This window comes from Serratia sp. MF1(2023), assembly GCF_030954545.1.
In the GTDB taxonomy this organism is placed as follows: Bacteria; Pseudomonadota; Gammaproteobacteria; order Enterobacterales; family Enterobacteriaceae; genus Serratia; species Serratia sarumanii.
In genome coordinates this window covers 1-24713 of sequence record NZ_JAVHUX010000038.1, presented here as the reverse complement: position 1 = coordinate 24713, position 24713 = coordinate 1, and the positions used below count along the sequence as shown (strand labels likewise).

The 24713-nt window shown below is 58.8% G+C and carries 22 protein-coding genes and 1 rRNA gene; 10 read left to right on the top strand and 13 right to left on the bottom strand.

The window, feature by feature from the left end; genetic code table 11:
* Window positions 1-143: 143 nt before the first annotated feature.
* Both REA38_RS17855 and REA38_RS17850 read left to right on the top strand, forming a co-directional pair.
* Window positions 144-1544 carry an NCS2 family protein gene (locus REA38_RS17855; protein WP_019452186.1) on the top strand — a complete coding sequence of 467 codons (1401 nt, stop codon included), beginning with the start codon at window positions 144-146 and terminating at the stop codon, window positions 1542-1544.
* Window positions 1545-1672: 128 nt separating this feature from the next.
* Entirely contained in the window at window positions 1673-3334 is a 1662-nt protein-coding gene (locus tag REA38_RS17850; RefSeq protein ID WP_308886358.1) for an AsmA family protein, read from the top strand.
* A 36-nt stretch (window positions 3335-3370) separates the two neighbouring features.
* On the opposite strand, the gene fabY is transcribed toward REA38_RS17850, so the two are convergent.
* From fabY to typA, 5 genes are all read right to left on the bottom strand, one after another.
* Entirely contained in the window at window positions 3371-4318 is a 948-nt protein-coding gene (gene fabY, locus REA38_RS17845; RefSeq protein ID WP_033636491.1) for a fatty acid biosynthesis protein FabY, read from the bottom strand.
* Window positions 4319-4339: 21 nt separating this feature from the next.
* Window positions 4340-4777: a D-aminoacyl-tRNA deacylase gene (gene dtd, locus REA38_RS17840; protein ID WP_016929644.1), complete on the bottom strand. Its 438-nt coding sequence runs from the start codon at window positions 4775-4777 to the stop codon at window positions 4340-4342.
* On the bottom strand, window positions 4774-5667 hold the full coding sequence (locus REA38_RS17835) for a virulence factor BrkB family protein (RefSeq protein WP_060388464.1): 894 nt from the start codon (window positions 5665-5667) through the stop codon (window positions 4774-4776). The genes dtd and REA38_RS17835 overlap by 4 nt, the downstream gene beginning before the upstream one ends.
* A 51-nt stretch (window positions 5668-5718) precedes the next feature.
* Window positions 5719-6309 carry a glucose-1-phosphatase gene (yihX, locus tag REA38_RS17830; RefSeq protein WP_033636494.1) on the bottom strand — a complete coding sequence of 197 codons (591 nt, stop codon included), beginning with the start codon at window positions 6307-6309 and terminating at the stop codon, window positions 5719-5721.
* Window positions 6310-6475: 166 nt separating this feature from the next.
* Window positions 6476-8299, bottom strand: coding sequence for a ribosome-dependent GTPase TypA (typA, locus tag REA38_RS17825; protein ID WP_004931243.1), 1824 nt, complete (start codon window positions 8297-8299; stop codon window positions 6476-6478).
* A gap of 370 nt (window positions 8300-8669) precedes the next feature.
* On the opposite strand from typA, the gene glnA reads away from it, so the two are divergent.
* From glnA to REA38_RS17805, 4 genes are all read left to right on the top strand, one after another.
* Window positions 8670-10079: a glutamate--ammonia ligase gene (glnA, locus tag REA38_RS17820; RefSeq protein ID WP_004931244.1), complete on the top strand. Its 1410-nt coding sequence runs from the start codon at window positions 8670-8672 to the stop codon at window positions 10077-10079.
* Window positions 10080-10272: 193 nt separating this feature from the next.
* Window positions 10273-11322, top strand: coding sequence for a nitrogen regulation protein NR(II) (gene glnL / locus REA38_RS17815; RefSeq protein WP_004931246.1), 1050 nt, complete (start codon window positions 10273-10275; stop codon window positions 11320-11322).
* Between the two features lie 8 nt (window positions 11323-11330).
* Window positions 11331-12743: a nitrogen regulation protein NR(I) gene (gene glnG, locus REA38_RS17810; protein ID WP_015379452.1), complete on the top strand. Its 1413-nt coding sequence runs from the start codon at window positions 11331-11333 to the stop codon at window positions 12741-12743.
* Window positions 12744-12854: 111 nt separating this feature from the next.
* Window positions 12855-12977 carry a YshB family small membrane protein gene (locus REA38_RS17805; protein ID WP_015379453.1) on the top strand — a complete coding sequence of 41 codons (123 nt, stop codon included), beginning with the start codon at window positions 12855-12857 and terminating at the stop codon, window positions 12975-12977.
* Window positions 12978-13011: 34 nt separating this feature from the next.
* On the opposite strand, the gene hemN is transcribed toward REA38_RS17805, so the two are convergent.
* The 3 genes from hemN to REA38_RS17790 form a co-directional block, all read right to left on the bottom strand.
* Window positions 13012-14385: an oxygen-independent coproporphyrinogen III oxidase gene (hemN, locus tag REA38_RS17800; protein ID WP_308886357.1), complete on the bottom strand. Its 1374-nt coding sequence runs from the start codon at window positions 14383-14385 to the stop codon at window positions 13012-13014.
* 182 nt (window positions 14386-14567) lie between these two features.
* The gene (gene yihI / locus REA38_RS17795; protein WP_071883854.1) at window positions 14568-15107 is read right to left on the bottom strand and encodes a Der GTPase-activating protein YihI; all 540 of its coding nucleotides are present in this window, start codon (window positions 15105-15107) and stop codon (window positions 14568-14570) included.
* 25 nt (window positions 15108-15132) lie between these two features.
* Window positions 15133-15336 (bottom strand): hypothetical protein, encoded by a 204-nt coding sequence (locus REA38_RS17790; RefSeq protein WP_223182053.1) that lies wholly within the window; start codon window positions 15334-15336, stop codon window positions 15133-15135.
* 505 nt (window positions 15337-15841) lie between these two features.
* Here REA38_RS17790 and yihA point away from each other — a divergent pair.
* On the top strand, window positions 15842-16486 hold the full coding sequence (gene yihA / locus REA38_RS17785) for a ribosome biogenesis GTP-binding protein YihA/YsxC (RefSeq protein ID WP_019452177.1): 645 nt from the start codon (window positions 15842-15844) through the stop codon (window positions 16484-16486).
* Window positions 16487-17003: 517 nt separating this feature from the next.
* On the opposite strand, the gene polA is transcribed toward yihA, so the two are convergent.
* Window positions 17004-19805: a DNA polymerase I gene (polA, locus tag REA38_RS17780; RefSeq protein WP_308886356.1), complete on the bottom strand. Its 2802-nt coding sequence runs from the start codon at window positions 19803-19805 to the stop codon at window positions 17004-17006.
* 497 nt (window positions 19806-20302) lie between these two features.
* Between polA and REA38_RS17775 the strand changes: the two genes are divergently transcribed.
* Complete coding sequence (locus tag REA38_RS17775) at window positions 20303-21199, top strand: acyltransferase (RefSeq protein WP_033636498.1); 897 nt, start codon at window positions 20303-20305, stop codon at window positions 21197-21199.
* A 46-nt stretch (window positions 21200-21245) separates the two neighbouring features.
* On the opposite strand, the gene dsbA is transcribed toward REA38_RS17775, so the two are convergent.
* The 3 genes from dsbA to REA38_RS17760 all read right to left on the bottom strand — a co-directional run bounded on the left by dsbA (window position 21246) and on the right by REA38_RS17760 (window position 23253).
* Entirely contained in the window at window positions 21246-21869 is a 624-nt protein-coding gene (dsbA, locus tag REA38_RS17770; protein ID WP_004931264.1) for a thiol:disulfide interchange protein DsbA, read from the bottom strand.
* A gap of 29 nt (window positions 21870-21898) precedes the next feature.
* Window positions 21899-22885 carry a serine/threonine protein kinase gene (locus tag REA38_RS17765; protein WP_060427002.1) on the bottom strand — a complete coding sequence of 329 codons (987 nt, stop codon included), beginning with the start codon at window positions 22883-22885 and terminating at the stop codon, window positions 21899-21901.
* 98 nt (window positions 22886-22983) lie between these two features.
* Window positions 22984-23253 carry a YihD family protein gene (locus tag REA38_RS17760; RefSeq protein WP_033638631.1) on the bottom strand — a complete coding sequence of 90 codons (270 nt, stop codon included), beginning with the start codon at window positions 23251-23253 and terminating at the stop codon, window positions 22984-22986.
* Window positions 23254-23401: 148 nt separating this feature from the next.
* Between REA38_RS17760 and mobA the strand changes: the two genes are divergently transcribed.
* Window positions 23402-23992, top strand: a complete 591-nt coding sequence (mobA, locus tag REA38_RS17755; RefSeq protein ID WP_308886355.1) for a molybdenum cofactor guanylyltransferase MobA — start codon at window positions 23402-23404, stop codon at window positions 23990-23992.
* Window positions 23989-24507, top strand: coding sequence for a molybdopterin-guanine dinucleotide biosynthesis protein MobB (gene mobB / locus REA38_RS17750; protein WP_308886354.1), 519 nt, complete (start codon window positions 23989-23991; stop codon window positions 24505-24507). The genes mobA and mobB overlap by 4 nt, the downstream gene beginning before the upstream one ends.
* A 72-nt stretch (window positions 24508-24579) precedes the next feature.
* On the opposite strand, the gene rrf is transcribed toward mobB, so the two are convergent.
* Window positions 24580-24695 (bottom strand): 5S ribosomal RNA (rrf, locus tag REA38_RS17745).
* Between the last annotated feature and the right edge of the window lie 18 nt (window positions 24696-24713).

Sequence of the window (24713 nt, the reverse complement as noted above, 5' to 3'; positions counted from 1 at the left end):
AAAACGCTGAGATGACAAGAAAAAATGAATGAAAATGCGACATAAACAGGAAAGTCGGCAACATAATATTTACGCGCAACCGTTTGCTTTTGTGGGGCGGAGCATTAAAATGCCTGCTTTGCCGTATCTGGAAACGCCACACCATGAGCATGTCATCCTCCGAGCTTGATGCCGCGCGCCAAGCCGCCTCAGAACCCCGCGCCAGTGAACTGATTTATCGCCTGGAAGATCGCCCGCCGCTGCCGCAAACGCTGTTTGCCGCCGGCCAGCATCTGCTGGCGATGTTCGTCGCGGTGATCACCCCGGCCCTGCTGATCTGCCAGGCGCTGGGCCTGCCGGCACAGGATACCCAGCACATCATCAGCATGTCGCTGTTCGCCTCCGGTCTGGCTTCCATTCTGCAAATCAAAACCTGGGGGCCGGTGGGTTCCGGGCTGCTGTCGATTCAGGGCACCAGCTTCAACTTCGTTTCGCCGCTGATCATGGGCGGCCTGGCGCTGAAAAACGGCGGCGCCGACGTGCCGACCATGATGGCCGCGCTGTTCGGTACCCTGATGGTCGCCTCCTGCACCGAAATTCTGCTGTCGCGCGTGCTGCATCTGGCGCGCCGCATCATCACCCCGCTGGTTTCCGGCATCGTGGTGATGATCATCGGCCTGTCGCTGATTCAGGTCGGCCTGACCTCGATCGGCGGCGGCTACGCCGCGATGAACGATCATAGCTTCGGCTCGCCGAAAAACCTGCTGCTGGCCGGCGCGGTGCTGGCGGTAATCATCCTGCTGAACCGCCAGCGCAACCCTTACCTGCGCGTGGCTTCGCTGGTGATCGCCATGGCGGTCGGCTATCTGTTGGCCTGGGCGATGGACATGCTGCCCGCCGATGCACCGGCGGCCCCCACGGCGGCAATCACTATCCCCACGCCACTCTATTACGGCCTGGGCTTCGACTGGAACCTGCTGCTGCCGCTGATGCTGATCTTTATGGTCACCTCGCTCGAGACCATCGGCGACATCACCGCCACCTCCGACGTCTCCGAACAGCCGGTCAGCGGGCCGCTGTACATGAAGCGCCTGAAGGGTGGCGTGCTGGCCAACGGCCTGAACTCGATGCTGTCGGCGGTGTTCAACACCTTCCCCAACTCCTGCTTCGGCCAGAACAATGGCGTGATCCAACTGACCGGCGTCGCCAGCCGCTACGTCGGCTTCGTGGTGGCGCTGATGCTGATCGCGCTGGGGCTGTTCCCGGCGGTGGCCGGCTTCGTACAGCACATTCCCGAACCGGTCCTGGGCGGCGCGACCATCGTGATGTTCGGCACCATCGCCGCCTCCGGCGTGCGCATCGTGTCGCGCGAGCGTCTGAATCGCCGCGCCATCATGATTATGGCGCTGTCGCTGGCCGTCGGCATGGGCGTCTCCCAGCAGCCGCTGATCCTGCAGTTCGCGCCGGACTGGCTGAAAACCCTGCTCTCTTCCGGCATCGCCGCCGGCGGTATTACCGCTATCGTGCTGAACCTGGTGTTCCCGCAGGAACACGAGAAGAAGTAACCCGTCCATTGGCGTTCAAACGGCCGCTTGCGGCCGTTTTTTATTGTCTATCAGACCATTGCCCTTGAGATGCCCGGCCAATTGCGGCATAAACAGGGTATCTTTTTTGACCGATGCGGATGTAGACGATGAAATTTGTCGGAAAGCTGTTGCTGACGTTGCTGCTGCTGATCGTGCTGGCGGCAGTGATACTGTACCTGGTCGGGCAAACCCGCTGGGCGGCAGGCCGCCTGAGCGCCTGGATCAGCGACAACAGCGAATACCGCCTGTCGATAGGAAAAATCACCCATTCGTGGAGCCAGCCGAACCAGATTGAGCTGGAAGACGTGCAACTGGCGCGCAACGGCCAGCCGCAGGCGCTGGTCGCCAAACGCGTCGATCTAGGCCTCAGCCTGCGCCAAATCACCGAGCCGCGCTATTTTCACAGCGTCACGCTGCGCGACGGCACGCTGATCGTGCAGCCGCAGGCAGCGGCGCTGCCTGTACAGGCCGACGTGCTGCAGCTGAGCAACATGGCGTTGCAGTCCAACGATAACGAGTGGCAGCTCAACGCGCAGCAGGTCACTGCCGGCATCACGCCGTGGCGCCCGCTGGCCGGCCATCTGCTGGGGGACAACAACCAGTTCCAGTTCAGCGCCGGTTCGATGACGCTGAACGGCATCCCCGCCTCGAAGGTGTTGGTGCAGGGGGAGCAGAAGCAGGGCCAGCTGCTGTTGAACAACTTCGGCGCCGATCTGGCGCAGGGCGACCTGACCGGCGTGGCCAGCCGCGCCGCCGACGGCAGTTGGCAGGTGGATCGCCTGCGGCTGAGCGGCGTGCGCATGCAGACCCCGCTGACGCTGGCGGAATTCATGCAGCGCTTTACCACCCTGCCGCCGGTCACCCTCAAGCGTTTCGATCTGATCGACGCGCGCCTGGAAGGCAAGGCATGGGCGTTTAACGATCTCGATCTGTCGCTGCAAAACGTCAGCGTCGAAAAAGGCGACTGGCGCAGCGAAGACGGCTCGCTCAACGTCAACGCCAGCGACGTGATCAACGGCGGCTTCCACCTGATCGATCCGATCGCCACCCTGCGGCTCTCCTCCGCCGGCATCGCCATTCAACAGTTCACCACCCGCTGGGAAGGCGGGCTGCTGCGCACCTCCGGCAACTGGCTGCGCGCCGGCAAACGCCTGCAGCTGGATGAAGTGGCCATGGCGGCGCTGGAGTACACCCTGCCGAGCGACTGGCGCGAACTGTGGCTGAAACCGCTGCCGGACTGGCTGGCGGAGGTGTACGTCACCAAGCTGACCACCAACCGCAATCTGATCATCGATATCAACCCGGCATTCCCGTTCCAGATCACCGCGCTGGACGGCTACGGCAGCAACCTGCTGCTGGCGCGCGATCGCCAGTGGGGCATATGGTCCGGATCGCTCAACCTGAACGGCAGCGAGGCAACCTTCAACAAGATAGACGTGCGGCGCCCTTCGCTGGCGCTGAACGCCGACGCCAATCAGATTAACGTCACCGAGCTCAGCGCCTTTATGCCTAATGGGTTGCTTGAGGCCAAAGCGACCGTCGATCAGCTGCCGGGCAAGCCTTTCCAGCTGACGCTGCACGGCCGTTCGGTACCGATCAACACCTTGCAGCAATGGGGATGGCAGCCGGTGCCGCTGACGGGCGACGGCAACCTTGAGCTGCAGTTGAAAGGGCTGCTGAACAGCGACGGGCCGTTCAAAGCCTCGTTGAAGGGAAATCTGCAGGCCACCGCCGGCGACGGCCAAGCGGTGAACCAGCAACTGCCGTAATGCCCTGCGCGGCCCGCCCTCAGGCAGGCCGCCGTCTTACTCTTCCAGCGCCTCAGAGCCGCCCTGATCCAGCGGCACATCCGGCTCGGCCGGCAGCACCATGTAGGTGCCTTCGAACACCGCACCTTTATCCTCGTCGCCGAACAGATGCACTTCGGCGTGCACGCGCGCGCGGCGGCCGCGCGCCAGACGCGCCAAGTCGCCGCTCAGCGAGCCGAGATCCGCCACCGCTCGCGGCCTGCCGGTAATCGGTTTGCTGTAGCGAATGTGCGCGTCCGCCAGAATGATGGTGCCGCCGAGGTGGCGCTCGCGCAGCAGCAGCCAAATCAGCCCCCAGGCGGTCAGCGTCGCCAGCGAGAACAGGCTGCCGGCGAACAGCGTGTGGTGCGGATTCTGGTTGCCGGTCTCCGGCATGGTGGTGACGAAGCGCTGGCCGGTGTATTGGCTGATGCGCACGCCCATCTTTTCGCTCAGCGGGATGTGTTCATACCAGGCCTGCTGCAGTTGGCCGCACCAGTCGGGGCGATGCAGGATATCGTCCAGCGTCGCTACTGGTTTGATCATCAAAAAGTGGCGGATCGGGGTGGTCTGCGGCGCAGTGATCTCCCCCTGATTGACGAACCCCAGCTTGGCGAAGAAGTCCACCGCGTCTTCACGGGCGCTGCACACCACCCGCTTCACGCCCTCCTGCCGCGCAACGGACTCCAGCGTCATCGCCACCAGCGTCCCCAGCCCTTTATCCTGCAGCGTCGGGTCTACCGCCAGAAAACGGATCGCCGCCTCGTTGTCGGCATTGATGTACAGCCGCCCGATGGCGACGATTTTACCGGCCTCGTCCACCACCATTTGGTGGTGGGCCATGGCGTCATAGGCATCCTTTTCCGAACCCACCGGCTGGTGCAGCGGCTTGCGCAGCATTTCCCAGCGAAACTGGTAATACTCCTTCAGTTCTTGCTCTGTTACGGGTACTCGTAGGTGATACATAGACGCCTGTTCTCCGAATGCTTAGACCTGTAGCCAGAATGTCACCGGACCATCGTTGACCAGCGCCACCTGCATGTCGGCGGCGAATTCGCCGGTCTGGGTCTCTACGCCGCGTTCGCGGCACTGGCCAACAAAATATTGATACAACCGATCGGCGACCAAAGGTGCGGCGCCGCGCGAGAAGCTGGGCCGCATGCCCTTTTGGGTGTCCGCCGCCAGGGTGAACTGCGAAACGACCAGCACGCTGCCCCCGGCCTGCTGGACGTTGAGATTCATCTTGTCGTTCTCGTCGCCGAAAATGCGGTATCCCAACACGCGTTCGCACAGGCGCTGCGCTTTTTGCTCGTTATCGCCCTGCTCCACGCCCAATAACACTAACAAACCGGGGCCAATCTTGCCTACCGTCTCGCCACCCACCGTGACGCTGGCGTTTAACACCCGTTGAATCAACGCAATCATTCCTGCTGCCCTTCTGGTTTCTGTTCCTGTTGCTCCGCCTTCTGCCGGCGGTAGTCGCGGTATTCGCCGATGGTCACGGTGATTTCCGCGCCGAGTAACACGATACACCAGCTCCAGTAGACCCACAGGAATAAAATCGGGATCACCGCCAGCACGCCGTAAATCAGCTGATAGGAGGGGAACATGGTGACGTACAGCGCGAATCCCTTCTTGCCCAGCTCGAACAGCAACCCGGCCACCACTGCGCCAATCAGCGCGTCTTTGGGCGGCACCCGCACCGTCGGCACGATGCAATACAGCAGCCAGAAGGAAGCGCACGACAAAATCAGCGGGAAGATGCGCAGCACCTGATCCACCAGGCCGTTGACGCCGGTCTGCGCCAGCCAGTTGAGCGACAGCAGGTAGGAGCTGATGGCCATGCTGGCACCCACCAGCAGCGGCCCCAGCGTCAGCACCATCCAGTACACGGCGAAGGAGAAGACGATCGGCCGCTTGTTCTTGCTGCGCCAGATGGTGTTCAGCACGCTGTCCACCGAGGAGATCAACAGCAGCGCGGTGACGATCAGCCCGCAGGTGCCGACGGCGGTCATCTTGTTGGAGTTGGCGACGAACTGTTCCAGGTAGTTCTGTATGACGTTGCCGGCGGCCGGCACGAAATTGGAAAAGATGAAGCTCTTCAGCTGTTCGCTGATGTCGGAAAACATCGGGAAAGCGGCGAACAGCGCGAACACCACGGTGACCAGCGGCACCAGCGACAGCAGGGAAACATAGGCGAGATGGCCCGCCAACATCGTCAGGCCATCGTGATCGATACGCTGGTACAGCAGCCGTCCGAAGGTGACGCCGGGCTTAATCGCAGAGGGCAGCTTCTTGCGGCGGAAAAACGACATGGTCACTCCTTGATGTCCGTTGATACGCCTTAAGCTTAACGCGCCCTACGCTCATTGAGCAAAATAGGCCGGCACCACGTCGCGATCGGTGACGTGCACCGTCTTGATCCCCAGCGCCTGCGCGGCGAGGACGTTCGCCGGGTGATCGTCGAAGAACACCGCGTCGGCGGCGGCGGTGTTTTCCGCGGCCAGCACATGCTGGTAGATCTCGGCCTCCGGCTTGCGCATGCCGAGATCTTGCGACAGATAGAGATGATCGGCGGCGGCGGCCACTTCAGGATAGTGCTGCGGCCAGTAGTTGCAGTGCAGACGGTTGGTGTTCGACAGCACCACCACCCGGTGGCCCTCGTTGCGCAGGCGCTGCATGATGTCGATCACTTCCGGGCGCAGCGCGACGAATACCGCCTGCCAGCCGGTGGCGAATTGCTCGAAGCTGAGCGCGATGCCCATTTCATCGCACAGCTTGCCGGCGAAGTCTTCGTCGCTGATTTCACCGCGCTCATGCTGCTGGAACACCTCACCCATAGTGAAACGATCGGACAGCACCGCCAACGGCGTGCCGCTCAAATTGCTCCACACGCCCAGCACACGCTTGAAATCGATATCGACGATCACATTACCTAAATCAAAGATATACAGCATAGTCCTCTCCTGATGGGCCGGTGAGATTTCACTGTAGCGGGAAAAGGAACAGCTGAACAGGGAGCGAACGGAAAAGCGCATAGCGCGCCGCACAAACGGGGAACAACAGAGGAAAAAACTCAGGGCGCGAGAACCGCGCCCTAAGCATGAGGCACTCAATCAGCGATTAAGCGTCTTTAGGACCGCGGCTGGCACGCTTACGATCGTTTTCCGTCAGGTGACGCTTACGGATACGGATCGAGGTTGGCGTCACTTCTACCAGTTCGTCGTCATCGATGAACTCCAGAGCTTGCTCCAGGGTCATTTTGATGGCCGGAACCAGGGTAGTCGCTTCGTCAGTACCGGAAGCACGCATGTTGGTCAGCTTCTTACCGGTCAGGCAGTTTACGGTCAGGTCGTTGGAACGCGAGTGAATACCGATGATCTGGCCTTCATACACTTCCGCACCGTGGCCCAGGAACAGCTTGCCGCGATCCTGCAGGCCGAACAGCGCGAACGCGACCGCTTTGCCCTGGCCGTTGGAGATCAGCACGCCGTTCTGACGCTGGCCCACTTCGCCCGGACGCACGTCGTCGTAGTGGCTGAAGGTGGAGTACAGCAGACCGGTGCCCGAAGTCATGGTCATGAATTCGTTACGGAAGCCGATCAGACCGCGGCTTGGGATCACGTAGTCGAGACGCACGCGGCCCTTACCGTCCGGATCCATGTTTTTCAGGTCGGCTTTACGCTCGCCCATCGCCTGCATCACGGAACCCTGATGCTGCTCTTCGATATCCAGCGTCACGTTCTCGAATGGCTCCTGCTTGCGGCCATCGATTTCGCGGAAGATAACTTTCGGACGGGAAACCGCCAGCTCGAAACCTTCGCGACGCATGTTTTCGATCAGCACCGACAGGTGCAGCTCGCCACGGCCGGAAACGCGGAAGGCGTCCGCATCGTCGGTTTCTTCAACGCGCAGCGCTACGTTGTGCACCAGCTCTTTGTTCAGACGGTCAAGGATCTGACGCGACGTCACGTACTTGCCTTCTTTACCGCAGAACGGCGAGGTGTTGACGTTGAAGAACATGGTGACGGTCGGTTCGTCGACGGACAGCGCCGGCAGCGCTTCTACGGCGTTGGTGTCGCAGATGGTGTCGGAGATGTTCAGCTCGCCCAGGCCGGTGATGGCGATGATGTCGCCCGCTTCCGCCAGGGTGCTGTCGATACGCTCCAGACCCAGGTGGCCCAGCACTTTGCCCACTTTACCGTTGCGAGTTTTACCTTCGCTGTCGATGATGGTGACCTGCTGGTTCGGCTTCACTTTACCGCGCTTGATGCGGCCGATGCCGATAACGCCCAGGTAGTTGTTGTAGTCCAACTGGGAGATCTGCATCTGGAATGGCGCTTCCAGCTCAACCTGCGGCGCAGACACGTGGTCGACGATCGCCTGATACAGCGGGGTCATGTCTTCCGCCATGTCGGTGTGGTCGACGCCGGCGATGCCGTTCAGCGCAGAAGCGTAGATGATCGGGAAGTCGAGCTGCTCGTCGGTCGCGTCGAGGTTCACGAACAGGTCGAACACCTGATCCACAACCCAGTCAGGGCGCGCGCCAGGACGGTCAACCTTATTGATGACCACGATCGGCTTCAGACCGTTGGCGAAGGCCTTCTTGGTCACGAAGCGGGTTTGCGGCATAGGGCCATCCATTGCATCCACAACCAGCAGCACCGAGTCAACCATCGACATCACGCGCTCTACCTCGCCGCCGAAGTCGGCGTGTCCCGGGGTATCTACGATGTTGATACGGTAACCGTTCCAATTAATGGCGGTGTTTTTTGCGAGGATGGTAATCCCACGCTCTTTCTCCAAATCGTTGGAGTCCATTACGCGTTCGGTGGCTTCCGCACGCTCTCCGAAAGTACCGGATTGTTGCAGCAGCTTATCAACCAGGGTGGTTTTACCATGGTCAACGTGGGCAATAATGGCGATGTTACGCAAATTTTCGATCACAGCTTTGCCTCGGGCATTAGAAATAGCGCGCTATTGTACACGTATTAAGCGAGGGACTAAACAAGATCACAACCATCTCTTATAAACAACCGCGTACCGGTCAGTTTGTGATCCCTTTCACGGTGCAAAAAGCCGCAATCGCTGCACTTTTGCACCATTTCAGTGCTCACACCCACCGTTATTGCACCATAACAGTGCAATTTATCGTTGATGGTGCATACTGTGGCTGGGTAAAACCCGCGCAGAAAGGCGATGAACGCCTTTTTAAAAAGTTGGCACGCTTTTCGCTTTAGTCTTTTCAAGGCGAAAAAAAGCCAGTTCCACAGATTCGTTCCACGACGACGACAATGATAAACCGGGAGAGTTAAGTATGTCCGCTGAACACGTTTTGACGATGCTGAATGAGCATGAAGTGAAATTCGTAGACCTGCGTTTCACTGACACCAAGGGTAAGGAACAGCACGTGACTATCCCGGCTCACCAGGTAAACGCCGACTTCTTCGAAGAAGGCAAAATGTTTGACGGCTCCTCTATCGGTGGTTGGAAGGGCATCAACGAATCTGACATGGTGCTGATGCCGGACGCCAGCACGGCGGTTCTGGATCCGTTCTTCGAAGAACCTACCCTGATTATTCGCTGCGACATTCTCGAGCCGGGCACCATGCAAGGCTACGATCGCGACCCGCGCTCCATCTCCAAACGCGCCGAAGACTTCCTGCGCTCCTCCGGCATCGCGGATACCGTGCTGTTCGGGCCAGAGCCTGAGTTCTTCCTGTTCGACGACATCCGCTTCGGCAGCAGCATCCGCGGTTCCCACGTGGCCATCGACGACATCGAAGGCGCCTGGAACTCCGGTACAAAATACGACGGCGGCAACAAAGGCCACCGTCCGGCGGTGAAAGGCGGTTACTTCCCGGTTCCACCGGTCGACTCTTCGCAGGATCTGCGTTCCACCATGTGCTTGACCATGGAAGAGATGGGCCTGGTGGTTGAAGCGCACCACCACGAAGTGGCGACCGCCGGTCAGAACGAAGTGGCAACCCGCTTCAACACCATGACCAAGAAAGCCGACGAAATTCAGATCTACAAATACGTGGTGCACAACGTGGCGCACGCTTTCGGCAAAACCGCGACCTTCATGCCGAAGCCTATGTTCGGCGACAACGGTTCCGGCATGCACTGCCACATGTCGCTGTCCAAGAACGGCACCAACCTGTTCGCCGGCGACAAATACGGCGGCCTGTCTGAAACCGCGCTGTTCTACATCGGCGGCATCATCAAGCACGCCAAGGCGATCAACGCCCTGGCCAACCCGACCACCAACTCGTACAAACGTTTGGTGCCGGGTTACGAAGCGCCGGTGATGCTGGCTTACTCCGCCCGTAACCGCTCCGCGTCCATCCGCATCCCGGTGGTCGCCAGCCCGAAAGCGCGCCGCATCGAAGCCCGCTTCCCGGATCCGGCGGCTAACCCATACCTGTGCTTCGCCGCGCTGCTGATGGCCGGCCTGGACGGCATCATCAACAAGATCCACCCTGGCGACGCCATGGACAAAAACCTGTACGACCTGCCGCCGGAAGAAGAAGCCGAGATCCCAAAAGTGGCCGGCTCGCTGGACGAGGCGATGGCCGCACTGAACGAAGACCGCGAGTTCCTGACCCGCGGCGGCGTGTTCACCGACGATGCGATCGATGCCTACATCGAACTGCGCAAAGAAGAGATGGACCGCATTCGCATGACGCCACACCCGGTTGAGTTCGAACTGTACTACAGCGTCTAAGCCCTACCCGCGCCGTCTGCGCAGGCGGACGGCGCCCACATTTTTGTTATCGCTTTTTTGTTGCCGTGGAAACTTTCAGCCCATCTTCGGATGGGTTTTTTTCTCCACCGTATTTTCTGCAAAACTATTCCATACCGCGCCGATCCCGGATGGAGTAGGATAGATGCACTAAAAAGGTGCAGGAGTCTGCTGTATGGCAACTGGCAAGCTGCCCGATGCTGGGCAGATCCTCAATTCACTCATCAACAGCATCCTGCTGTTGGATGACTCTCTGGCGGTTCACTACGCCAACCCTGCGGCACAGCAGCTGCTGGCGCAAAGCTCCCGCAAGCTGTTCGGCACGCCGCTGCCCGATTTGCTCGGTTATTTTTCGCTGAACGTCTCTTTGATGCGTGAAAGCCTGCGCGCCGGTCAGGGCTTCACCGACAACGAAGTGACCCTGGTGGTCGACGGCCGTGCGCATATCCTTTCCCTGACCGCTCAGGCGCTGCCGGAAGGCTATATTCTGGTCGAGCTGGCGCCGATGGACAATCAGCGCCGCCTGAGCCAGGAACAGCTGCAGCATGCCCAACAGGTGGCGGCCCGCGATCTGGTGCGCGGTTTGGCGCACGAGATTAAAAATCCGCTGGGCGGTCTGCGCGGCGCGGCACAGCTGCTGGCCAAAGCGCTGCCCGATCCGGCGCTGACCGAATACACCAAGGTGATCATCGAACAGGCCGATCGGCTGCGCAATCTGGTGGATCGCCTGCTCGGCCCGCAGCGGCCCGGCCAGCACATCACCCAGAGCATCCATCAGGTCGCGGAGCGCGTCTGCCAGCTGGTGTCGCTGGAAATGCCGGATAACGTCACGCTGGTGCGCGATTACGATCCGAGCCTGCCGGAAATGGCCCACGACCCGGATCAGATAGAACAGGTGCTACTGAACATTACCCGCAACGCGCTGCAGGCGCTGGGCGAAGCGGGCGGCACCATCACGCTGCGCACCCGCACCGCGTTTCAGATTACGCTGCACGGCACCCGCTACCGGCTGGCGGCGCGCATCGACGTCGAAGACGACGGCCCCGGCGTGCCGGCGCAGCTGCAGGACACGCTGTTCTACCCGATGGTCAGCGGCCGCGAGGGCGGCACCGGCCTGGGATTATCCATCGCCCGCAATCTTATCGATCAGCATTGCGGAAAAATTGAATTCAACAGTTGGCCAGGTCATACCGAATTCTCGGTCTACCTGCCCATTCGTCAGTGAGGTTTGCTATGCAACGAGGGATAGTCTGGATCGTCGATGACGATAGCTCCATCCGCTGGGTGCTTGAGCGCGCGCTCACCGGCGCGGGCCTGAGCTGCGCCACCTTCGAAGGCGGCAATGACGTGCTGGAAGCCTTGGCCACGCAAACCCCCGACGTGCTGCTGTCCGATATCCGCATGCCGGGCATAGACGGCCTGGCGCTGCTCAAGCAGATCAAACAGCGCCACCCGATGCTGCCGGTGATCATCATGACCGCGCATTCGGATTTGGACGCCGCCGTCAGCGCCTATCAGCAAGGGGCCTTCGACTACCTGCCGAAGCCGTTCGATATCGATGAAGCGGTGGCGCTGGTCGAGCGCGCCATCAGTCATTATCAGGAGCAGCAGCAGCCGGTGCGCAGCCAGCCGGCCAGCGATCCGGCGGCGGACATCATCGGCGAGGCGCCGGCGATGCAGGACGTGTTTCGCATCATCGGCCGGCTGTCGCGTTCGTCGATCAGCGTGTTGATCAACGGTGAATCCGGCACCGGCAAGGAGCTGGTGGCGCATGCGCTGCACCGCCACAGCCCGCGCGCCAAGTCGCCGTTCATCGCCCTGAACATGGCCGCCATCCCCAAGGATCTGATCGAGTCCGAGCTGTTCGGCCACGAGAAAGGCGCCTTCACCGGCGCGAACCAAATTCGTCAGGGCCGTTTTGAACAGGCCGACGGCGGCACGCTGTTCCTCGACGAGATCGGCGATATGCCGCTCGACGTGCAAACGCGCCTGCTGCGGGTGCTGGCGGACGGCCAGTTCTACCGGGTCGGCGGCTATGCGCCGGTGAAGGTCGACGTGCGCATCATCGCCGCCACGCACCAGAATCTGGAGCTGCGGGTGCAGGAAGGCAAGTTCCGCGAGGATCTGTTCCACCGCCTGAACGTGATTCGCGTACACCTGCCGCCGCTGCGCGAGCGCCGTGAAGACATCCCGCGGCTGGCGCGCCACTTCCTGCAGATCGCCGCCAAAGAGTTAGGCGTCGAGGCCAAGAACCTGCACCCGGAAACCGAAACCGCGCTGACCCGCCTGCCCTGGCCGGGCAACGTGCGCCAGCTGGAGAACACCTGCCGCTGGCTGACGGTGATGGCCGCCGGGCAGGAAGTGCTGATCCAGGATCTGCCGGGTGAGCTGTTCGAAACCGCCGCGCCGGAAAGCCCCAGCCACAGTCTGCCGGACAGCTGGGCCACGCTGCTGGCGCAGTGGGCCGATCGCGCGCTGCGTTCCGGTCATCAAAACCTGCTGTCGGAAGCGCAGCCGGAAATGGAGCGCACGCTGCTCACCACCGCGCTGCGCCATACCCAGGGGCACAAACAGGAAGCCGCGCGCCTGCTGGGCTGGGGGCGCAATACCCTGACCCGCAAGCTCAAAGAGCTGGGCATGGAATAGACGGGGATGGATGATGAAAAACGCCGTCCGGCGCACAAAAAAACGCCAACCGCAGGCTTTACAGCCGGTGCGGGCGCAGTATGATCGTGTCGCACACTCTGGAGGTTGACGATGCTGGACTCATTCATCGTATTCATTTCTCAGGGCGCGGAGCTGGGCTCCGCCGCCAGCCACACCCCGCAGGCGGCGGTTGCCGCGGTATTGTGCGCCGCGCTGATTAACTTCTTCAGTTAAAAAAACAGCCGCATCAGCGGCTGTTTTTTCATCCTCAGATCACCCGTGAGAATTGCTGGCTGCGCGCCTGTTGCCGCAGATAGCGGTCGAAACACATGCAGATATTGCGGATCAGCAAGCGCCCGCGCGGCGTGACGCGAATGCCCTGCTCGTCGCGCTCCACCAGCCCATCGCGTTCAAACGGCGCCAGCAGCTGCAGGTCTTCGGCGAAGTAGGCGGTGAAATCGATGCCGTATTGCCGTTCGAGCGGCTGATACGCCAACCGGAAATTGCAGATCAGGGTTTTGATCAGATCGCGCCGCAGGCAATCGTCGTCCGTCAGCGCCAGCCCGCGCCACAGGGCATTGCCCTGCGCTGGTACGCTGTCATAGTAATGCTTCAGCTCTTTCTGGTTCTGCGCATAGCTGTCGCCGAGCATGCTGATGGCCGACACGCCCAGCCCCAGCAGATCGCTGTCGCCCTGGGTAGTATAGCCCTGGAAATTGCGGTGCAGCTTGCCTTCGCGTTGGGCGATTGCCAGCTCGTCGTCCGGGCGCGCAAAGTGATCCATGCCGATGAACTGATAGCCGGCGCCGGTCAGGAAAGCGATGCTCTGTTGCAGGATATCCAGCTTCTGCTGGGCGCTGGGCAGATCGGCGTCTTTGATTTTGCGCTGGGCGGCGAACAAGTTTGGCATATGCGCGTAGTTGAACACGCTGAGGCGATCGGGATTCAGTTCAGCCACCCGCTGCAGCGTGAAAGCGAAGCTTTCCGGCGTCTGTTTCGGCAGACCATAGATCAGATCGATATTGGTAGAGCGGAAGCCCAGCGCTTTGGCCCGCTCAATCAGGGCGAAGATAAAGGCTTCGTCCTGCTCGCGGTTGACCAACTGCTGCACCTGCTTGTTGAAATCCTGCACCCCCATGCTCAGACGGTTAAAGCCTTCGGCGCGTAAATGATCGAGCACATCCAGCGCTATCTCGCGCGGATCGACCTCGATCGACATCTCCGCATCGGGCAGGAAATCAAAGTGTTCGCGCAGCAACGCCACCAACCGGCTGATTTGCGCTTTATCCAGGTAGGTCGGCGTACCGCCGCCCCAGTGCATCTGGCCGACCTTGCGGCCGGCGAACAGCGGCGCACGGCTGGCGATCTCTTGCGCCAAAACGTTCAGGTACTCGTCGGCCTTGTGGGTCTGGCGCGTCACCAGCTTGTTGCAGCCGCAGAAGTAACACAGCTTATGACAGAAAGGGATATGCACATACAGCGACAGCGGCCGCTCAGGGTAACGCGCAGCGGCGCGTTGAAACGCCGCTTCGTCGTAGCGCTGGTTAAACTCCAGCGCCGTGGGGTATGAAGTATAACGTGGCCCTGAGTAGTTATATTTTTGGATCAGGGCCAAATCCCAGACAATCGTCTGCTCTGACATGCTCACTCCTTCCGATATCTTTTTCTACCGGGCCTGGAGAGAGGCGGTTGTCTGCGCTGTCTGGCCACGGAAGCGCTGCGAAAACGCGCTTTGCGCTTAGACAGCCGCCATAGTTTACCGAATAACCACAGCAGATAACACATCAAGAGTAGGGCTATTGCCGAGATTAGCCACATAGCGCGTTAAAAAGCGTCTTTCGGGTTGCCGCCTTTCAGCAGCTTCAGAATATCTTCCTGCTTCTCTTCTTCTTCGTCGTCGTCTTCACCCAGTTCGATGCCCAACACGTCCATCAGCACATCGATGCGATCCAACGTTTTGTCGACATAGGTCTGCTCTTCCGCGTTCAGCGTTTCGCCATCGTCGATGCGATCCAGCAGCGCGTTCAGGCGTTCGTCATTTTCCAGCTTCGCCAGCTCTTCTTCCGGCGACAGGCGCGGTTTCGCTTCGGCCTTTGGCTTCGGCTGCGGTTTGGCCTTTACTTTGGTTTCGTCGACCACCAGCGCTACCGGCACTTTACTGCCGATACGCGGATCTTTGGCTTCCGCCGCCGATTTGTTCTTCTGGCTGCCGGACTCGACCTGGGTGCGCGAACCGGAAGCGTGGCCGCGGCGCTTTTTCAGGCGTTTGCGCTCGCGCGCTTCCTGATCGAGCTCCATACGGCTTTTCTTTTTCGTTTTTGACTTCGCCGCGCTGCCGCGAGGTGCTTTTGATGGCTGGTTCATAGCGTGTGCTCTTAGGTATGTAGATTCAGTATAGAATTGCGGCGGAATCTAGCAGAAAGCGGACAAAGAAAAAAGGCGGCAGGTTAAACCTGCCGCCTATTTCGCACCTTCTTGCGAAGGGTATTCCTGTTACGCGCTCCTTGCGCACATGCAACATCCCGGTTTTTCCTTCTGCTATAACCGCATTCCCTGCCACTACGTCCTTCATCCTGAAAGAAAAATCGTCCATGGCGCAATCCATTCGCATCCGCTCTTCCCGAGCGCGCTTCCTGCCAGCATCCAAACTGCCAATACTTCACCATCCGATGTGCCTGCCGCCTGTTCCGGTGCGAAAGGGTCACTTCCTGTTGCGTTCATCCTGGCACTCATTGCACGCCCTGTGCATTCCCTGAGATTTGTCATCCTTCCCGGATGTTCCTTAATCCTGCGCAACCCTGCGTTAACGACTACTTTACGTTATTGTTGCCAAGGCTCAAGGCACCTGACGCCGATTTGGACGACATTTCCCTACAACGAAAAAACAACATATTGTTTTTAAAATAAAAACAGAAACATCACTTTCGAATAAAGCGACATTACCCGCGATTCGAATGGCAAATGTCTCACAACGTACGCGCGGCATAACTGTCGTTTTATCGCGTCCCACCGCTTAAAAACCGAGAAACACGCCATTTTTACCGCTGATGCAGTTATAATCGCCAACCAGTTAGCCATCCTCACGGAGACGAAAAATTTTGACCAGCAAGAACTACAACTATCATGTGACCCATTTCGTCACCAGCGCACCCGATATTCGCCATCTGCCGGGGGATGCAGGAATTGAAGTCGCCTTTGCCGGCCGTTCCAACGCAGGGAAATCCAGCGCGCTGAATACGCTGACCAACCAAAAAAGCCTGGCGCGCACCAGTAAGACGCCGGGGCGCACCCAGCTGATCAACCTGTTTGAAGTGGAAGACGGCATCCGCCTGGTCGACCTGCCGGGTTACGGCTACGCCGAAGTGCCGGAAGAGATGAAGCGCAAATGGCAGCGCGCGCTGGGCGAATACCTGCAGATGCGCAACAGCCTGAAAGGCCTGGTGGTGCTGATGGATATTCGCCATCCGCTGAAAGATCTCGACCAGCAGATGATCCAGTGGGCGGTCGACGTCGGCACGCCGGTGCTGGTGCTGCTGACCAAGGCCGACAAGCTGGCCTCCGGCGCACGCAAGGCGCAGCTCAATATGGTGCGTGAAGCGGTGCTGCCGTTTATGGGGGATATCCAGGTTGAAGCCTTCTCGTCGCTGAAGAAGATCGGCGTCGACAAGCTGCGCCAGAAGCTGGACACCTGGTTTAACGAGATCCCACCGGAAGTGCTGCCGGAAGACGAAGCCGGCGAATAAGCCCAGGCCGAACGCCAGAGCCGATGCCTCGCCGCATCGGCTTTTTTATACCCGCAGTTCAGCCGCAGGCGGGATTTTTTGTTATCTAATTACAGTTCTGAAATAAAGCCATCATAAAAACTTATCGCCAGGGCTGGCTTATCTCGCCGGATTACGCGAGTCGAAAGGAGGAAAGCAGGAACGAAAAGCGGTGCGGAGCGATAGGAAAAACGTATGGTTTGCTGCTGTTTTTACAATAAAAAACGCCCCAGTCAATACTGACTGGGGCGGCTAAATATTCAGCCAAATCCGATTACGTGAAGTAAAAGGTCTGAAAGATAGAACATCTTACCTCTGTACCCTACGCCTGTAACTCTACCTTATTTTTTCGCAGGGCAAAAGAATTTTTTGTAGTTTACTTACACAATTTGCGGCGCAAGAACGGCGAAGTTGGGGAAACTATCGCCGCATCTTGTAGCTTAATTACGAAAAGTGCTTAGGTTATCGCCAGTTAGCGCATCCGGCGATAACCCGGTAATCAGTGCGCCTCATCCCAGTTCATGCCGACGCCCACGTCGACCTTCAGCGGCACCGCCAGAGTCATGCTGCCTTCCATCAATTGACGGATGCGTTGGCTGGCTTCTTCGATCACCGACTCATGCACCTCAAATACCAATTCATCGTGCACCTGCATGATCGCGCGCACCAACGGCTTCTCCTGCCCTTGCAGCCAGGCGTCGACCTCGATCATCGCACGCTTGATGATATCGGCCGCGGTGCCCTGCATCGGGGCGTTGATGGCGGCGCGCTCGGCCGCCTTGCGGCGCATGGCGTTGCTGGAGCGGACGTCCGGCAGGTACAGGCGGCGCCCGTCCAGCGTGCTGACATAGCCCTGTTCGGAAGCCTGTTGACGGGTGCGCTCCATGTAGTCCAGCACGCCCGGGTAACGCTCGAAGTACAGATCCATATAGCGCTGGGCTTCCCCACGCGGGATCCCCAACTGGCGCGCCAGGCCGAAGGCGCTCATGCCGTAAATCAGGCCAAAGTTAATCGCCTTGGCGCTGCGGCGCTGTTCGCCGGTCACTTTATCCAACGGCACACCGAAGACTTCCGACGCCGTGGCGCGGTGAATGTCTTTCCCTTCGGCGAAGGCCTTCAGCAGCCCTTCATCCTGTGACAGATGCGCCATGATGCGCAGCTCGATCTGCGAGTAGTCGGCCGCGACGATGCGGTAGCCTTCCGGCGCGATGAAAGCCTGGCGGATGCGCCGCCCTTCTTCGTTGCGCACCGGGATGTTCTGCAGGTTCGGATCGCTCGAGGAGAGACGGCCGGTCGCAGTCACCGCCTGATGGTACGAGGTGTGTACCCGGCCGCTGACCGGGTTGATCATCAGCGGCAGCTTGTCGGTATAGGTGGTCTTCAGCTTCGCCAGGCCGCGGTATTCCAGGATCACCTTCGGCAGCGGGTAATCCAGCGCCAGCTCGGCCAGCACTTCTTCGTTGGTGGACGGCGCACCGCCCGGAGTTTTCTTCAGCACCGGCAACTTTTGTTTCTCGTACAAGATAGCCTGCAGCTGCTTGGTCGACGCCAGGTTGAACGGCTCTTCCGCCAGCTCGTGGGCCTGCGCCTCCAGCTCAGCCAGACGCTTGGCCAGCTCCTGGGAGTGGGCCGACAAAATGGCCGGATCGATCAGCACCCCGGTGCGTTCGATATGCGACAGCACCGGCAGCAGCGGCATTTCAATCTCGTTGAACACCGTCAGCAGCTCTGCGCTCTGTTTCAACTGCGGCCACATCGCCAGGTGCAACTGCAGCGTGACATCGGCGTCTTCGGCGGCGTAAGGCGCCGCCTGCTCCAGCGCGATCTGATTGAACGTCAGCTGGTTTTTGCCCTTGCCGGCGATCTCTTCGAAGGTGATGGTTTTATGGCTCAGATAACGATCGGCCAGGCTGTCCATATCGTGACGGCCGCCGACGCTGTCCAGCACATAGGACTCCAGCATGGTGTCGTAGGCGATGCCGCGCATCTCAATGCCGTAGCGCGCCAGCAGGCTCATGTCGAACTTCAGGTTTTGCCCGACCTTCAGCGCCTTATCGTCCTCCAGCAGCGGCTTGAGCGCTTCCAGCACGTAGGCTCGGTCCAGCTGTGGCGGAGCGTCCAGATAATCGTGCGCCACCGGCAAATAAGCCGCTTCGCCCGGCGCGATCGCGAAGGACAGGCCGATCAGGTTGGCGGTCAGGGTATCCAGACCATCGGTTTCGGTATCGAAGGCAAACACATCGGCCTTTTTCAGCCGCGCCAGCCAGTCGGTAAAGGCCGCTTCATCCAGAATGGTGACATAACCGTCCTGGGACAGCTTGGCCTCCGCCAGCGCCTTCGGCGCTTCCGCGGCGGCGGCGGCCGGTTTGGCACCGCCGACAGCTTTCGCTCCCGCGCCTTTCTTGTTTTCCAGCCATACGCCGGCTTCCACGTCCGCCAGCCAGCGTTTGAATTCGTACTGTTTGAACAGCTGCTGCAGCGTATCGACATCCGGTGCAGAGACCGTCAGATCCGCGCAGGTCAGATCCAGCTCAACGTCGGTTTTGATCGTCGCCAGCTTATAGGAGAGGTACGCGACCTCTTTGTTCTGCTCCAGCTTGGCCGCCATGGTTTTGGCGCCGCGGAAGCTCAGCGTGGCGATATTCTCCAGATTGCCGTACAGCGCATCCAGCCCGCCGATACCCTGCAGCAACGCCTGAGCGGTTTTCTCACCCACGCCCGGCACGCCGGGAATGTTGTCCGATGAATCGCCCATCAGCGCCAGGAAGTCGATGATCAGCTCCGGCGGAATACCGTACTTGTCGCACACTTCCTGCGGGCCGAGGATGGTGTTGTTCATGGTGTTGATCAGGGTGACGTTCGGCGTAACCAGCTGCGCCATGTCTTTGTCGCCGGTGCTGATCAGCACCGCGTGGCCAGCTTTTTCGGCCTCCAGCGCCAGCGTACCGATAACGTCGTCCGCCTCAACGCCGGGCGTCACCAGCAGCGGCAGGCCCATCGCCTTGACCATGTTATGCAGCGGCTCGATCTGCGCACGCAGATCGTCCGGCATCGGTGGCCGGTGCGATTTGTATTCGGCGAAGAGATCATCGCGGAAGGTCTTCCCTTTGGCATCAAACACCACGGCAACGTGGCTCGGTTGATACTGCAGCAGCAGGCTGCGCAGCATATTCAGCACGCCGTACATCGCGCCGGTCGGCTCACCCGCCGAGTTGGTCAGCGGCGGGAAGGCGTGATAAGCGCGGTAGAGGTAGGAGGAACCGTCAACCAGGATTAGTGGGTTTTCTGCAATCTGGGCCATAGCGTTTCTTTATCGTGATCGGACATAGGGGTAAGCATGCCATAGCTGGCCGCCGGAGACGAACCTTAGCGTGCATTGCGGACGAAAATGATGAGATTGTGCGCGAGGATCCGCAAGATCTTACCTGTGGATAACTTTGTGCATAGAAAAGAGACCGAATTATAACGTTGTGATTATCGTTATAACGGCGAATAAAATTCCTATTTAAATCACCGCGTTAAAAGAACGAATTCCGGCGACGCTTTATTACTGGCTTTTATTGAATTTGTGGATATAACTTTCGCCGGATTTTAATCGCACTATTAATCAAATTCGGCGCCTCAATTACCTTAGCACAAGCTGGACAAGTTGCACAAAAACTCGGCAAATGGTTATCCGGGGAGGCCAAAAACAGTGATTTTTAGCGGCGCTTTACCCCGACATTCTCTGTTAAAATAGGCTTTTGTTCATGCGCTTCGGCATGCAACGATGTTCCCAACAACCGTCAGCCCATAACCATGCCAAGATTGTTAACGCCTGTTATTTTTATCATTTCCGTCATACTCACCATTCTGGTGACGGTGTTGTGTTCTATCCCCATCACGCTGGCCGGCATCGTGAAACTCCTGGTGCCCATTCCCGCCGTCTGGCGATATATCTCTGCTTTCGCCGATTTCATGATGTGGTGTTGGTGTCAGGGGCTGGCGCTGTTATTGCGCATTAACGGGCAATTGCGTTGGGATATTGAAGGGCTGGAAGGGCTGGATCGCAAAAACTGGTATCTGCTGATCAGCAACCACGAAAGCTGGTCAGACATTGTCGTGTTGTGCGTGCTGTTCAGAAATCATATTCCAATGAATAAGTATTTCCTCAAGCAACAGCTCGCCTGGGTGCCTTTTGTCGGCCTGGCCTGCTGGGCGCTGGATATGCCATTCATGAAGCGTTACTCCCGCGCCTATTTGCTCAAGCATCCGGAGAAGCGCGGCAAGGATATCGAAACCACGCGCCGTTCCTGCGAAAAATTCCGTCAACGTCCAACCACCATCGTCAATTTCGTCGAAGGTTCGCGCTTCACCGAAGCCAAGAAAATTAAAAGCAATTCGCCGTATCGCAATTTGCTGGCGCCCAAAGCCGCCGGCATCGCGTTTACCCTTAGCGCGCTGGGCAATCAGTTCGACAAAGTGTTGAACGTCACCCTGCTCTATCCGGAAAATAACCAACGGCCTTTTCTGGATATGCTGTGCGGTCGTTTGACGCGCATCGTGGTAAGAATAGAGACGCTACCGATCGATGAAACCCTGCACGGGGACTATTTCAACGACAAGCAGTTCAAGCGGCGTTTCCAACTGTGGCTGAATACGCTGTGGCAGGAAAAAGACCGGCTGCTGGATAAATTGAAGCGGCAATACGGATAAAAAAACGCCGGCAACGAACGCCGGCGTTTTTCATGTTGAATCTGGCTTATTTCTGCTGGCTGAGGAATTTAACCACGTCGGCGAACTGCTTCACGTAAGCGTCCATCGAGCTGGTGTCCAGGCCATCGTTTTTAACCATGTATTTGCCGTTCACGAATACCGCCGGCACACCGCGCAGTTGCAGATCTTCCGCGGCTTTCTCCTGTTGAACCACCAGAGATTTCACCACGAAGCTGTTCCATGCCGCGTCATAATCTGCGGCGGTCACGCCCGCTTTCACGAAGACGTTACGGATATCGTCCGGCGTTTGCACGGTCTGGGTTTTCTGCACCGCTTCAAACATCAACGGGCTTACCTTGTCTTCCACGCCCAGCGCCATCGCCACCGCCCATGCCTGAGTCAGCTGTTTGCCCAGCGGCCCCAGGAACTCAACGTGGTACTTGGTCATTTTGGTGCCGGCAGGCAGCGCCTTCTTCACGTTCTCGGACACGTGATAGACCTGCTCGAACTGGTAGCAGTGCGGGCAGTAGAAGGAGAAGAACTCCAGCACCTGAGGCTCACCGGTCACCGGCTTGTCCAGGGTCACGTACTGAGCGCCATCGCTGAACTGTGCCGCCGAGGCACTGAAGGCCATCACCATGCCAACGAGCGCCAACCATATTTTTTTCATAAGACTAAACTCTCCATTGTGTTAAAGCTTCAATACATTGGCGTCAGCTGCAGAGGGGGCTCCTGCAACAGCTTAACCTGTTCGGTGAAGGCCGCAGTCTGAGACAACCAGAAATCAGACTCCGCCATCCACGGAAAACTCTTAGGGAAGGCCGGATCCTGCCAACGGCGGGCGACCCAGGCCAGGTAATACACCATGCGCATTGCCCGCAGCGGCTCAATCAACGCCAGCTCGCGTTGGTCGAACTCGGCAAATTCGCCGTACGCTTCCAGCAAGACGTCCAGCTGCATCAATTGATCGCGCCGCTCACCGTGCAGCAGCATCCACAAATCCTGCACCGCCGGGCCGTTACGCGCGTCATCAAGATCGACGAACAGCGGGCCGTCGCGCCACAGAATATTGCCCGGATGGCAATCACCGTGCAAACGGCGCGGCTGCCAGTCCAGATGCCAGTGCGCCTTGATCGCCACAATCAGGTTGTCCGTTGCCAGCAGGAACGCGTCACGCTGTGCTGCCGGCAACAGCCCGCAATCGGCCAACACCTGACGCGGGGCGGTGAGATATTCTTCAACCCCCATCGTCGGCCGTTCGGCGAACAAACGCTCGCCGCCGACCTGATGGATACGGCCCAGAAAACGACCCACCCATTCCAACTGATCCAGGTTGTCTATCTCATATTGGCGCCCGCCCACGCTGGGAAACAGGGTAAAGAAGAATCCACCGTGCGTATGCAGCGTAGCGCCTTGCAGCGCCAGCGGCGCCACCGCAGGAATTTCCGCGCTGGCCAGATCCAGAGCGAACTGATGTTCCTCACCGATTTGTGCGGCGCTCCAGCGCTCCGGGCGGTAAAACTTCACTACGTAGCGCCGGCGATCTTCGTCCATAAACTGATAGACGCGGTTCTCATAGCTGTTCAGCGCCGTCAGGCCGGAATCGACGCGCAGGCCAACCCCTTCTAGGGCGTCCATAATCAAATCGGGCGACAGGGTGTCGAAATTAAAAGCAGAGTTATTCATAACGTTCGTTTGATCGCTGACAGCACGGTGCCGGGAATGAGAAATAGTAGCATTAATGGCGCCTTTCACGAGCTATGCTTTCTCGCACCGCGCGAGGATCAGTCCTTGATAACGCCGCGAGCGCGCAACAGCGCCGTTTTAAAATCTTCTTCGTAATCTTTCTTCAGGCCCGGGATCTGATCCGTGCCGGCGCTGCCGCGCATTTTCAGATGGTAAATAAGAATGTCGTCGCTCAGTTCGGACAACTCGCCCTGGAAGCCCGCTTCCTGCGCCAGCTTTTGCAAAAACTGCATCAAATTGAGATCGGGATCTTCCTGCCAGGCCGGGTGCAACAGCTCGATCAACTCGTTTACGCGATGCGTTTTCATCTCAATATCGTCCAATAGCATGAATAAACTCACAAAGTAACAGGCTTACCCACGCAGTGAAAGAACCGGCTTGTCAATAAAGGTAAATCCTGATGTCGCGCCGGCTTTAGCGCTACAATCAGCGCATCGACAAGGCGGGATAAACGAGATGCATAAAGAAATCAGCGGCGTCATTTTGGCCGGCGGACGGGCCACGCGTATGGGCGGTGAAGACAAAGGCCTGGTGTCGATTGCCGGTATCGCACTCTATCAACACGTATTGGCTCGGTTACGGCCGCAAGTGGCTTCCGTCGCCATCAGCGCCAATCGCAATCAGGCACGTTACCAGGCGAGCGGTTTGCCGGTGATTGGCGATCTGACGCCCGATTTCGCCGGGCCGTTGGCCGGGATGCTCGCCGGGCTCAAGCAATCTCCCAGCGAGTGGGTGGTCTTCGTCCCTTGTGACGTCCCCGACTTTCCCGCCGACTTAGTCGCGCAGCTATGGCGGCAAAAAGGCGCGGCGCCAGCAGCCTTTGCCAGCGATGGTGAACGAGATCACCCTACACTGGCATTATTGCATACCCAAATAGCGCCGCAGCTGGCCGACTATCTGGCGCGCGGTGAACGCAAGCTGATGCTGTTCTTGCATCAGATTAACGCACAACGCGTGGTGTTCAGCGGGCAGCAAACGGCATTTCATAACCTGAATACGCCGGAAGACTGCCTGCACTGGCAGCAAGCACGAGAGCTAAAAACATGAATCGTTCATTGCCCCCTTTGCTGGCCATCGGCGCCTACAGCGGGACGGGGAAAACCACCCTGCTCAAGCAATTGATCCCAATGCTGAAACAGCGCCAGGTGCGGGTTGGGCTGATAAAGCATACGCATCACGACATGGATGTGGATACGCCGGGTAAAGACAGCTATGAGCTGCGCAAAGCGGGTGCCGACCAAACGCTGGTCGCCAGCGATCGCCGTTGGGCATTGATGACCGAAACGCCGGAGCAACAACCCTTGGATCTACTCTACCTGGCAGGGCGTTTTGACGCCGATAAGGTCGATTTGATTCTGGTGGAAGGGTTCAAACATGAGCCGGTCAGCAAGATCCTGCTTTATAGGGCCGAGATCGGCAGACCGCTGGAAGACATGCTGGATCAGTTTGTCGTGGCGGTAGCCAGCGACCGGCCGCTATCCATCGCGGCTAAGCAGTTGGATCTCAATCAACCGGAAAGCATCGCCGACTTTATTGTCGAGTGGTTGAAAGGCGCAGCGTAGCTGCGCTTTTTTGCGTTTTACGCATAGCAAAAAGCCCTGAACGTCAGTTCAGGGCTTTCGGCTTGGTTTGATGCCTGGCAGTGTCCTACTCTCGCATGGGGAGACCCCACACTACCATCGGCGCTACGGCGTTTCACTTCTGAGTTCGGCATGGGGTCAGGTGGGACCACCGCGCTATTGCCGCCAGGCAAATTCTGTTTCATTCC

Coding starts and splice junctions, on each gene's coding strand:
- yihX (WP_033636494.1), bottom strand. CDS start 6,309: ATGCTGTATATCTTTGATTTAGGTAATGTGATCGTCGATATCGATTTC.
- glnL (WP_004931246.1), top strand. CDS start 10,273: ATGGCAACTGGCAAGCTGCCCGATGCTGGGCAGATCCTCAATTCACTC.
- REA38_RS17835 (WP_060388464.1), bottom strand. CDS start 5,667: ATGTCGTTTTTCCGCCGCAAGAAGCTGCCCTCTGCGATTAAGCCCGGC.
- mobA (WP_308886355.1), top strand. CDS start 23,402: ATGCATAAAGAAATCAGCGGCGTCATTTTGGCCGGCGGACGGGCCACG.
- REA38_RS17760 (WP_033638631.1), bottom strand. CDS start 23,253: ATGAAAACGCATCGCGTAAACGAGTTGATCGAGCTGTTGCACCCGGCC.
- glnA (WP_004931244.1), top strand. CDS start 8,670: ATGTCCGCTGAACACGTTTTGACGATGCTGAATGAGCATGAAGTGAAA.
- polA (WP_308886356.1), bottom strand. CDS start 19,805: ATGGCCCAGATTGCAGAAAACCCACTAATCCTGGTTGACGGTTCCTCC.
- REA38_RS17775 (WP_033636498.1), top strand. CDS start 20,303: ATGCCAAGATTGTTAACGCCTGTTATTTTTATCATTTCCGTCATACTC.
- REA38_RS17765 (WP_060427002.1), bottom strand. CDS start 22,885: ATGAATAACTCTGCTTTTAATTTCGACACCCTGTCGCCCGATTTGATT.
- dsbA (WP_004931264.1), bottom strand. CDS start 21,869: ATGAAAAAAATATGGTTGGCGCTCGTTGGCATGGTGATGGCCTTCAGT.
- REA38_RS17790 (WP_223182053.1), bottom strand. CDS start 15,336: ATGGACGATTTTTCTTTCAGGATGAAGGACGTAGTGGCAGGGAATGCG.
- REA38_RS17850 (WP_308886358.1), top strand. CDS start 1,673: ATGAAATTTGTCGGAAAGCTGTTGCTGACGTTGCTGCTGCTGATCGTG.
- mobB (WP_308886354.1), top strand. CDS start 23,989: ATGAATCGTTCATTGCCCCCTTTGCTGGCCATCGGCGCCTACAGCGGG.
- REA38_RS17805 (WP_015379453.1), top strand. CDS start 12,855: ATGCTGGACTCATTCATCGTATTCATTTCTCAGGGCGCGGAGCTGGGC.
- REA38_RS17855 (WP_019452186.1), top strand. CDS start 144: ATGAGCATGTCATCCTCCGAGCTTGATGCCGCGCGCCAAGCCGCCTCA.
- fabY (WP_033636491.1), bottom strand. CDS start 4,318: ATGTATCACCTACGAGTACCCGTAACAGAGCAAGAACTGAAGGAGTAT.
- yihI (WP_071883854.1), bottom strand. CDS start 15,107: ATGAACCAGCCATCAAAAGCACCTCGCGGCAGCGCGGCGAAGTCAAAA.
- hemN (WP_308886357.1), bottom strand. CDS start 14,385: ATGTCAGAGCAGACGATTGTCTGGGATTTGGCCCTGATCCAAAAATAT.
- dtd (WP_016929644.1), bottom strand. CDS start 4,777: ATGATTGCGTTGATTCAACGGGTGTTAAACGCCAGCGTCACGGTGGGT.
- glnG (WP_015379452.1), top strand. CDS start 11,331: ATGCAACGAGGGATAGTCTGGATCGTCGATGACGATAGCTCCATCCGC.